This is a genomic window from Actinoallomurus acaciae, from assembly GCF_042429965.1.
GTDB classification, from domain to species: domain Bacteria; phylum Actinomycetota; class Actinomycetes; order Streptosporangiales; family Streptosporangiaceae; genus Actinoallomurus; species Actinoallomurus acaciae.
Map to the genome: position 1 here is coordinate 1 of NZ_JBHLZP010000349.1, position 9,615 is coordinate 9,615.

10 protein-coding genes and 1 pseudogene are annotated in these 9,615 nt (G+C 72.0%); 4 read left to right on the forward strand and 7 right to left on the reverse strand.

Annotation, left to right across the window (positions count from 1 at the left end):
• Nucleotides 1-386 (forward strand): siderophore-interacting protein (locus ACFFNX_RS33835; protein ID WP_378209942.1); only part of this gene is annotated, 386 nt, incomplete at its 5' end.
• An 85-nt stretch (nucleotides 387-471) separates the two neighbouring features.
• On the opposite strand, the gene ACFFNX_RS33840 is transcribed toward ACFFNX_RS33835, so the two are convergent.
• The 3 genes from ACFFNX_RS33840 to ACFFNX_RS33850 form a co-directional block, all read right to left on the reverse strand.
• Nucleotides 472-933, reverse strand: coding sequence for a pyridoxamine 5'-phosphate oxidase family protein (locus tag ACFFNX_RS33840; protein WP_378209943.1), 462 nt, complete (start codon nucleotides 931-933; stop codon nucleotides 472-474).
• Nucleotides 934-995: 62 nt separating this feature from the next.
• Entirely contained in the window at nucleotides 996-1,577 is a 582-nt protein-coding gene (locus tag ACFFNX_RS33845) for a DUF4352 domain-containing protein (RefSeq protein ID WP_378209944.1), read from the reverse strand.
• 295 nt (nucleotides 1,578-1,872) lie between these two features.
• A complete protein-coding gene (locus ACFFNX_RS33850; protein WP_378209945.1) occupies nucleotides 1,873-2,721 on the reverse strand; it encodes a helix-turn-helix transcriptional regulator in 849 nt (282 codons plus the stop codon).
• A gap of 100 nt (nucleotides 2,722-2,821) precedes the next feature.
• Here ACFFNX_RS33850 and ACFFNX_RS33855 point away from each other — a divergent pair, with 100 nt between their 5' ends.
• Nucleotides 2,822-3,586: an SDR family oxidoreductase gene (locus ACFFNX_RS33855; RefSeq protein WP_378209946.1), complete on the forward strand. Its 765-nt coding sequence runs from the start codon at nucleotides 2,822-2,824 to the stop codon at nucleotides 3,584-3,586.
• A gap of 5 nt (nucleotides 3,587-3,591) precedes the next feature.
• Here ACFFNX_RS33855 and ACFFNX_RS33860 read toward each other — a convergent pair whose 3' ends face one another.
• Complete coding sequence (locus ACFFNX_RS33860) at nucleotides 3,592-4,170, reverse strand: TetR/AcrR family transcriptional regulator (RefSeq protein ID WP_378209947.1); 579 nt, start codon at nucleotides 4,168-4,170, stop codon at nucleotides 3,592-3,594.
• 100 nt (nucleotides 4,171-4,270) lie between these two features.
• On the opposite strand from ACFFNX_RS33860, the gene ACFFNX_RS33865 reads away from it, so the two are divergent.
• Entirely contained in the window at nucleotides 4,271-5,677 is a 1,407-nt protein-coding gene (locus ACFFNX_RS33865) for a DHA2 family efflux MFS transporter permease subunit (protein ID WP_378209948.1), read from the forward strand.
• Here the strand turns inward: ACFFNX_RS33865 and ACFFNX_RS33870 are convergent.
• Nucleotides 5,661-6,605: an NADP-dependent oxidoreductase gene (locus ACFFNX_RS33870; protein WP_378209949.1), complete on the reverse strand. Its 945-nt coding sequence runs from the start codon at nucleotides 6,603-6,605 to the stop codon at nucleotides 5,661-5,663. The genes ACFFNX_RS33865 and ACFFNX_RS33870 overlap by 17 nt on opposite strands.
• Before the next feature lie 59 nt (nucleotides 6,606-6,664).
• Nucleotides 6,665-8,104, reverse strand: a complete 1,440-nt coding sequence (locus tag ACFFNX_RS33875) for an MFS transporter (protein ID WP_378209950.1) — start codon at nucleotides 8,102-8,104, stop codon at nucleotides 6,665-6,667.
• A 284-nt stretch (nucleotides 8,105-8,388) separates the two neighbouring features.
• On the opposite strand from ACFFNX_RS33875, the gene ACFFNX_RS33880 reads away from it, so the two are divergent.
• Nucleotides 8,389-8,661 carry a hypothetical protein gene (locus ACFFNX_RS33880; protein ID WP_378209951.1) on the forward strand — a complete coding sequence of 91 codons (273 nt, stop codon included), beginning with the start codon at nucleotides 8,389-8,391 and terminating at the stop codon, nucleotides 8,659-8,661.
• A gap of 77 nt (nucleotides 8,662-8,738) precedes the next feature.
• Here ACFFNX_RS33880 and ACFFNX_RS33885 read toward each other — a convergent pair.
• A pseudogene (locus tag ACFFNX_RS33885) lies at nucleotides 8,739-9,615 on the reverse strand (thiamine pyrophosphate-dependent enzyme); the annotation flags it as partial.

Below are 9,615 nucleotides of genomic sequence, written 5' to 3' on the forward strand. Positions count from 1 at the left end.
TGCTGCTCGCCGCCGACGAGACCGCGCTGCCCGCGATGGCGGGCATCCTGGCCTGGCTGCCGCCCGGCACGCGCGTCCGCGCGTGGATCGAGGTGCCGCACGCCGCGGACATCCGGCGGCTGCCGACCGAGGCCGACGCGGAGATCAACTGGCTCGTCCGCGGGCAGGCCGGACCGGCCGTGGAGGCGATCCGTAACGCCGCGCTCCCCGCCGGCGACCCGTACGCCTGGATCGCCGGTGAGGCCGGAGCCGTCCGCACGCTACGCCGCCACCTGGTCGGCGAGCGCGGATTCGACCGCCGCGCGGTCACGTTCACCGGCTACTGGCGCCGGGGAGCGTCGGAGGAGGACCTCCTCGCGGAAGCGGTGAACGCCACCGCCTCCTAGCCGTGGGCCGGAGTCACGTCGGGCCCGCGAGAGACTCGCCGCCCGCCGGCGTGGTCCGCTGCTGGCGCCGGCGGGCCCTTGGGAGCTACCCCAGCCACACCCCGTCGCGCATGATGACCCTGCCGCGCAGTTCCGGTTCGCCTCGCCAGGCGCGTACGGTCTTCGGCTCCACGCGTACGTAGAGAAAAGGGCCGTCCTCGGTACGCGGATCCCATCCGAACTTGCCGGCGAACCCGTTCGCGGCGTCGTCGGGCACGTCCTGGTCCGGGAAGCACTCCGCCTCCCCCTGGACAAGCACCACGTCGGAGGTGTCCGGCAGGGCCAGGCGCACCCGCGGCTCCTCCCGGACGTTACGCGCCGTCGCGGAGGTCGCGCCGGTGCACATCCGTACCGCTCGCCCATCCCACCAGAACCACAGCGGCACCTGGTGCGGACCGTGATCGGGGTGAGCCGTCGAGACCCATATATCCCGCTCTGTGGCGAGCCGTTCCAGAGTGTCGTGCCTACGCTCCGGCACCTCGCGATGCGCGATACCCGGTGTTCCCATGAGCGCTGACCCTAGCCCGAGCCGACGCGCCGTTCGGACGGCACGGTGTCGCCGACGCGGCACTAGCTCACTTTCCACTCCCCGGTCTGGCCGGCGCCCAGGTCCATCGCCCAGTGCACCTTGGTGATCGACACCCCCTGGGGCACCTCGAAGGGGATGTAGCCGGTCTGCGTGCCACCCGCCGGCACGTCGACCGTGGGGATCAGCGGGCTCACGGACAGCCTCAGCGCGACCTTGGCCTGGTAGGACTTTCCCTGGCCGTCGACGACGCTCGCGTCGTCGGGCGCCGTCTTGAAGGGGTTCACCGACCGGTCGGTGAACGTGAACCGGACCGCGACGAGACGGTTGCCGGGAGCCGGTTTCGCCACCGGGTCGTCGGTGGCCTTGACCGGGTCGACGAACCTGGTGGCGGCCACCTCGATCTCCGGCGGCCCCAGGTTCGGGTCCGGCTTGTCGGTACCGATGCCCGACCTCAGCTTGAGGGTGGTACCGAGCGCGGCGGAGATCGTCGTCTTCGTGGGCAGAGGGCTCAGCGCGGACTCCTGCGGCTTTTCCGCCGAACCGTTCCCCGAGCAAGCGGCAAACAGGGCGGCCGATAGACCGAAACCGGCAAGTGCCCGCAAAGACCTGTAACGGCTGTTCACCCCTGAAGACCTATCGCACGAGAGCGGACGGCCTCCCGGCCAGTGCGCGAAATGGCGAATGCCCGTGCGCGCCGTGGCACCTCCGGCCCGGAGGACCAGTGCCTTTCTCGAAGTGGTTGGTCGTGGGTTTTCCACAGCCGTGCGTGCGGTCTTCCTTTGGCGTGTGGGGTGGCTTGACAATGGAAGTGGGGTCGGCGCCCCCGGGAGGGCGGGGAGTCTCCCGGACGGCGAGTCTCCCGGACGGCGAGTCTCCCGGACGGCGAGTCTCCCGGACGGCGGGACTTCGAAACACGCCTTAGGGGTGCGTCTCGGCGAACCGGTCCTGGCCCAGCACCGCGAGCAGTCGCAGCTTCTCGTATCCCTCCGACCGCCGGGGCGCGGTGAGCACGAGGAGCGCCTGCGACTGGTCCTCGGTGAACAGCACCTGGCAGTCCAGTTCGATCGGGCCGAGCTCGGGGTGGATGAGCGTCTTGTGGTCCTCGAAGCGCTTCGCGACCTCGTGCCGGTCCCACAGTTCGGCGAACTCCGTGCTCGCCCTCCGCAGCGCCCGTACGAGCTCACCGGCCCGTGACCGCGGGCCCATCGGGGCGTAGGCGGCGCGCAGGTTCGCGACCAGGGCGCGGCTCTGCCGGTCGCGGTCGTCCTCGGGGTAGCGCAGCCGCTCGGAGGGGTCGGTGAACCAGCGGTAGATCTCGCTGCGGGCGAGGCCCGTGTAGCCCGACCTGTCGCCGAACAGGGCGTCGGCCATACGGTTCTGCACGAGCGTCTCGCCCAGGTTGGACAGGATCAGCGCCGGGGTGTCGTCCAGGCGGTCCAGCACCCGCATCAGGGCCGGGGCGACATGCGTCGCGGCCGACACCGACGTCGGAGTGCCGTGTCCCGCGATCTCGAACAGGTAGTCGCGCTCGCCGCCGGTCAGGCGGAGCGCGCGGGCGAGCGACGCGAGCATCTGCTCGCTCGGCTGCGGACCGCGTCGCTGTTCGAGTCGCGTGTAGTAGTCGGTCGACATCACGGCGAGGGCCGCGACCTCCTCGCGCCGCAGGCCCGGGGCCCGGCGGCGTGCGCCCTCGGGCAGCCCGACGTCCTCCGGCTGCAACGCCTCACGGCGGCGGCGCAGGAAGTCCGCCAGTGCTGTGCGATCCATATGACCCATTATCGGCCGGTACCGCGGGTGAACCAGGGATCGCCGATCCCCCGATGACCGATCTCTGCCGCCGGGCCGGCCGGGCGGTGAGGCTCAGGGCATGGACATCTCCGGAAACACCATCTTCATCCCCGGTTCCACCAGCGGCATCGGCCTGGCCCTCGCCCTCGCGTTGCAGGCCAAGGGCAACACCGTCATCGTCGGCGGCCGCCGGGCCGAGCTGCTCGAACGGATCGCCGCCGAGCACCCCGGCATCGACACCGTCCAGATCGACACGACGGACGCCGCGAGCATCGAGTCCGCCGCGAAGCGTGTACTGGCCGAGCACCCCGACCTCAACGTCCTCGTCGCGATGGCCGGGATCATGAGGATCGAGGACTGGCACCGGCCCGAGACGTTCCTCGCCTCCGCCGAGTCCGTCGTCACCACCAACGTGCTCGGCCCGATCCGGCTCATCGCCGCGTTCGTCGAGCACCTGCGGAGCCGGCCCGACGCAACGATCGTCACGGTCTCCTCGGGCCTGGCGTTCACGCCGCTCAAGGTCACGCCGAGCTACAACGCCTCGAAGGCCGCGATCCACATGCTCAGCGAGTCGATCCGGCTCCAGCTCGCCGACACGACCGTGAAGGTCGTGGAGCTCGAACCGCCCGCGGTCCGCACCTCGCTGCTGCCCGGGCAGGAGGACAGTGAGTTCGCGATGCCGCTGGAGGAGTTCGTGACGGAGGTCGTGGCGCTGCTCGAAACCCGGCCCGACGCGAAGGAGATCCAGGTCGAGCGGGTGAAGTTCCTCCGCTACGGCGAGGCGCGCGGCGACTACGACCAGGTCGTCGAGACGCTCAACGCCGCCGACCCGCACGGGGACTGAGGGACTCAGCCGGATCGCGCACGGACCAGCGGGAGGAAGACCTCGTCGACGATCTCGACGAGCGTGGACGCCGGAACCGGGGCGGAGTTCAGCAGCATCTCGTGCCGGAGGAGGTCGACCGGGATGGTGGTGATCCGCCGGCCGACCGCCCCGGAGCGGATCTCACCCCGGTCGGCGGCGCGCTTCAGGATGGTCTCCATCACGCCGATCATGATCGCGAAGTGCTCGGGGGCGATGTCGCGCGCCTCGGACATCAGGCCGTGTACGACGTCCGGGCCCACGTCGTGGTAGCGGTGCGCCATCCGTTCGAGCACGGCGAGGACGTCGCCGCGCAGCTCTCCGGTGTCGGGAACGTCGTCGGCGATCGACACGACGTGGAACCGCATGGCGGCCAGCACGAGCTCGGCCCGGTTGCGCCAGCGGCGGTAGAGCACCTGCTTGCCGGTACGCGCGCGGTCGGCGACGCCCTCCATCGTGAGGTTCATGTAGCCGACCGCGCCGAGCTCCTCCCAGGCGGCGCACAGGATCGCCGCCTCCAGCTCGGGGCCGCGCCGGCGTCGCATGGCCGGGGCGTCGTCGTTCACCGCACCCTCCAATAAGAGACCTTGCGTCTCCTAACTCTGCCACTCTACACTCCTTCGCATTAGAGACAGAACGTCTCTTATTTGCGTGGAGGTGGGGACCGTGGCGGACACGGCACGGGCGGAGCGGCTCGACCCGGCGCTGCTCAAGCTCGCGATGATCCTGGTCGTCGGTGCGCTGGCGCCGCTGCTGGACAGCACGATCGTCAATGTCGCGATCGACACGCTGGGCCGCGACCTGCACACGTCGCTGGCGGCGGTCCAGTGGGTGGTCACCGCGTACCTGCTGGCACTCGCGATGGCGATCCCGGCGACCGGCTGGCTGACCGGACGGTTCGGGGCCAAGCGGATGTGGCTGATCTCGCTGGTGCTGTTCCTGGCCGGGTCGATGCTGTGCGGCGTGGCCTGGAACGCCGGCAGCCTCATCGCCTTCCGGGCGCTGCAGGGCGTCGGCGGCGGGCTGATGCTGCCGATCATGCAGACGTTGCTGCTGCGCGCCGCGGGCGGGCGGTCCCTGGGACGGCTCATGGCCACGATCACCATCCCGGCGCTGATCGGCCCGATCCTCGGCCCGGTGATCGGCGGGCTGATCGTGGGCAACGCGAGCTGGCGGTGGATCTTCTACGTCAACGTCCCGATCTGCGCCGTCGCGCTGATCCTGGCCTGGCGCGGCCTGCCCGCCGACGCGCCGCGCGGCGGGCGGCGCATCGACCTGCTCGGGCTGACCCTGCTGTCACCCGGGCTCGCCGCGATCATCTACGGGCTGTCGCAGGTGGGCTCGCACGGCGGCTTCGGGCACGCGGCGGTGCTGTTCCCGCTGGCGGCGGGGGCGTTGATGCTCGCGGCCTTCGTCGTGCACGCCCTGCGCACGGACACCGAACCGGCCGTGGACCTGCGCCTGTTCCGCGTACGGTCCTTCGCCGCGTCGTCGGCCCTGCTGTTCCTGTCGGGCCTGTCGCTGTTCGGGGCGATGCTGTTGCTGCCGCTGTACTACCAGCAGGTCCGCGGCCAGGGCGTCATCGCCGCCGGGCTGCTGCTCGCGCCGCAGGGCCTGGGCAGCCTGCTCACGCGCGGTCCGCTCGGCACGCTCATCGACCGCGTCGGCCCGCGGCCGTTCGTCCTCATCGGCACCGTGCTCACCGCGCTCGGCACGCTGGCCTTCGCCCGAGGCGGGCCCGAGTGGCTGCTCGCCGCCTCCCTCGTCGTACGCGGCGCCGGGATGAGCGGGGCGAACATCGCCGTCATGGCCGCGGCGTACCAGGGACTGGATCCCGCCGACATCCCGCACGCCGGCAGCGCCACGCGGATCCTGCAGCAGGTCGGCGGGTCGTTCGGCGCCGCACTGCTCGCGGTGATCCTGCAGTGGCAGCTCACCGCGCACCCGCGGGACACGGCGTACGCGCACACCTTCTGGTGGGCGATCGGCTTCAGCGCGCTCGCCCTGGTGCCCGCGCTCCTGCTGCCCCGCGTACGCCGCGCGCACACCGCCGAGGTCACGGCCGGAACATGATCACCAACCGGCCGCGGACACCGCCCGCCTCCAGGCGGCGGTGAGCGTCGGCCGCCCGCTCCGGCGGATACGTCTGGGCGACGCGCAACGTGACGGCGCCGGTGTCGGCGAGGCGGCGCAGCTCGTCCAGCTTGTCCCACTCGCGGGCGTACTCACTGACCCAGATCTCATGGACGACGATGCCGCGCTCGGTCTCGGCGCCGAAGCCGCGCACCGCGGCGATCGCGCCGCCGTCCCGCACGGCCGCGAGCAGGGGAGCGCCGATGACCACGCCGTCGGCGACCGCGTCCACGCCGTCCGGCAGCGCCTGCCGGATGCGCAGGGAGACCTCCGGACCGCGTGCCACGACCACGTCGGCACCGAGCCGGCGGACGAGCGGCTCGTCCTCGGGCGACGCGTCCGCCACGACCCGCAGCCCGCGCGCCTTGGCGAGTTGCACGACGTATCCGCCGTACGCCCCGGCGGCCCCGGTGACCGCCAGCGTACGGCCGGGGCCGAGCGCGAGACGGTCGAGGGTGAGCTGCGCGGTCATGCCGTTCATCGGCAGGGTGCACGCCTCGGCGTACGTCGTGCCGAGCGGCATCGCCGTGGCCGAATCGGACGGCACGACGACGTGCTCGGCGTACCCGCCGCCCAGCCTGCTGCGGGGCAGTGTGATCGCCATGACGTGGTCGCCGGTGGACTGGCGGGCGCCCTCACCCACCTCGTCGACCACGCCCGCCACGTCCATACCGGGGACGTACGGGGGTGGCCGGTCGCGCAGCGCCTCGGCGCTCGTCACGCCGGCGCGGAAGAGAGTGTCGGTCGGGTTCACCGCCGCCGCGTGCACGCGGACGCGGATCTCTCCCGGCCCGGGATGAGGCTCGTCCACCTCGACGACCTCGAGTGCCTCCGGCCCGCCGAACCTCCGAACGCCTACTACCTTCATGGCCTGCCATCCAACCCGATTCACGGCCCGCACGCGAGGGGGTGGCATCACTACGGGGGTTACCGGCCGGGCCGGAGCCGGCGGCCGGCGACCAGGTCCGTGACGGCCGCGCCCAGCGCGATCAGCACGAACACCGTCACCACCAGCAGCCCCCGGCGGAACGCCGTCGCCCAGTCGCCGTGGGAGGCGGTGACGGCCGCGAAGAAGACCGCACCGACCCCGGCGATGCCGATCGCCGTACCGATGCGCTGGCCCGTCTGCAGGACGCCCGCGGCGCTCCCGCCGCCCGCCGGCGGCACCTCCGACAGCGTGATGGCCTGGTTCGGGGAGATCACCAGGCCGCTGCCGAAGCCGCCCACCAGCAGCGGCAGGGCGGTGGCCAGCGCCGCGTGCGATCCGGGCACCGCCCGTACGGTCAGGAAGGTCGCGATCAGCGCCAGGGCGACCAGGGCGAGCCCCATTGCGACCAGGGGGCGGCCGAGGCGGGCGACCATCCGGCCGCCGATCATGGCCCCCGCGGCCGAGCCCAGCGCGAACGGGGTGATCGACAGGCCGGCGAGCAGGGCGCTGTAGTGCAGGCCGTTCTGCAGGTAGAGCGTGAAGATGAAGAAGATCGAGGTGAACCCGGCGAAGTAGAGCAGGGCGATCGTCGAGCCCAGAGCGTACGACCGGCGGCGGAACAGGGACAGGTTCACCAGCGGCTGCCGGTGCCGCCGCTCCCACCCCAGGAACCCGAGCAGGATCAGCGCGGCGGCGGGGACGAGCAGCCACTTGGCGCTCCCGTGCCACTGCTGCTCCTGGACGAACGGCAGGAGCAGGCCGACCACTCCGGCGCCCAGGAGCACCACGCCGACCGGGTCCAGGCTCTCGCGGCGGCGACCCTCGCCCGGCGGCGGCAGCAGGCGCCAGGCGAGCGGAAGGGCGACGAACCCGACCGGGATGTTGACATAGAACACCCAGCGCCAGCCCTCCTGCGCCCCGGCGAGGGAGATCAGCGCCCCGCCGATGAGCGGGCCGGCGGCGGTCGCGACGCCGATCGTGGCGCCGAGCGCGCCGAACGCGCGGCCCCGCTCCTGCCCGCGGAACAGGATCTGGATCAGCCCGGCGATCTGCGGATTGACGATGCCGGCGGCGGCTCCCTGGACCAGTCGCGCCACGATCAGCCACTCGGTGGTCGGCGCGATCCCGGCGCCGGCGCTGGACAGGGTGAACAGCGTCAGCCCGGCCATGAAGACGGCACGGCGGCTGCGGGCGTCGCCGAGCCGGCCGGCCGGGATGAGCACCAGCCCGAACGCCAGCGCGTACCCGCTCAGGATCCACTGCAGCCCGTCCGACGAGGCGTGCAGGCCCGAGCGGATGGACGGCAGCGCGACGTTGACGATGCTGACGTCCAGCAGGGTCATGAACGCGGCGACGAGGCAGACCGCCAGCGCCTGCCAGCGCCGCCCGGTGACCGCGTCCGAAGCCGGACGGCCGTCATCGCGGGTCCCAACGGGCAAACGTCGCCACTCCTCCCCCATCCCGCGGCCGGGCCCCAGCGACCCGGCGCTCTCCCCTGATACCGCTTATGTCCTGACTCGGCCTTCCCTGAATCTCTACCCCATCGCCCTCGGCCATGCAGTGGCACGGTCTGGTCGCGTGGGCGCGCCGGTACGGGTGTGCGAGCTGAGCCGTCCGGACCGGGGGAGTTCGACACCCCGGCGGACCGGGAGGTTTGGCGCCCCGGCGGACCGGGCATCCCGTCCTCTCATCGAGCCGACCGGCACGACGAGAGGAGGCTCCGATGAGCGACCGGACACCACACGAACGGCAGAACGCCCCGGCCGCGCCGAAGCGCGAGCCGCAGGTCCTCAGCAGCGACGAGCTGATCGTCTATGAGGCGATCGCGACCCTGCGCGGCCCCATCGGCGTCGACGGGCTCGCCGCCACGACGGGCCTGGAGGAGGGCACCGTACGCGCCGCGGTCGACCGCCTGACCGCACTCGAGATGGTCGAGACCGGCGACCAGGGCACGCGCATCGGCCCGAACGACTGGGACGTACGCGGCGCGCGGTAGCGCGATCCACACCCGTACGGACACAGCTGCTCGGCGCCGACGGATTCCTCCTGGTCCGGGCCTATCCGCCCGAGGCGTCAGCTCTTGCGGGCGAAGATCTCCTGTGCCTTGGTCCGGAGGCCCTTCCGCACGACGCCATAGGCGTCCGGGTCGCCCTTGACGATCGCCTCGGCGGCGTCCTTCAGCTGCTCGAAGTCCGCGTGCGGCGGGATCGGCGGGATGTCGGGGTCGCAGCGGACGTGACGACGGGCACGTCGGCGGCCAGGGCCCGGTCCCACGCGGGGCCGATGGCGTCCGGCTTCTCGACCTCGAGGCCCTCCAGCCCGATCGCCCGGGCGAACCCGGCATACGACATCTCGGGCAGCGCCTGGGACTCCACGAACTTCGGCGCGCCCTCCATCGCGCGCAGCTCCCAGGTGACCTGGTTCAGGTCGTTGTTGTGGAGCACCGCCACGATCAGCCGCGGGTCGCTCCACTCGGACATGTAGCGCCTGATGGTGATCAGCTCGTTCATGCCGTTCATCTGCATCGCGCCGTCGCCGACGAAGGCGATGACCGGGCGGTCCGGGTGGGCGAACTTCGCGCCGATGGCGTACGGCACGCCGCAGCCCATGGTCGCGAGCGTGCCCGAGAGCGATCCGCGCATGCCGGCCCGGAACCTCAGGTCGCGGGCGTACCAGTTCGCCGCCGAGCCGGAGTCGGCGGTCACGATCGTGTCGTCGGGCAGGCGCGGGTTCAGCTCCCAGAACAGCAGCATCGGGTCCGGGTCGGCCTCGACGTGGGCCTGCCTCTCGATCACCGACCACGAGCGCGCGACGTTCTCCTCGACCGTCTCGCGCCAGGAGCGCTTCCTCTTGCGTTCGAGCATCGGCACGAGCGCGCGCAGGGTCTCGGCCGCGTCGCCGACGAGGTTGACCTCGGTCGGGTAGCGCATCCCGATCATCCGGCCGTCGA

Excerpts from the sequence above, each read along its gene's own strand:
- ACFFNX_RS33870 (WP_378209949.1), bottom strand. The coding sequence starts at position 6,605 with ATGAAGGTAGTAGGCGTTCGGAGGTTCGGCGGGCCGGAGGCACTCGAG.
- ACFFNX_RS33855 (WP_378209946.1), top strand. The coding sequence starts at position 2,822 with ATGGACATCTCCGGAAACACCATCTTCATCCCCGGTTCCACCAGCGGC.
- ACFFNX_RS33840 (WP_378209943.1), bottom strand. The coding sequence starts at position 933 with ATGGGAACACCGGGTATCGCGCATCGCGAGGTGCCGGAGCGTAGGCAC.
- ACFFNX_RS33850 (WP_378209945.1), bottom strand. The coding sequence starts at position 2,721 with ATGGATCGCACAGCACTGGCGGACTTCCTGCGCCGCCGCCGTGAGGCG.
- ACFFNX_RS33880 (WP_378209951.1), top strand. The coding sequence starts at position 8,389 with ATGAGCGACCGGACACCACACGAACGGCAGAACGCCCCGGCCGCGCCG.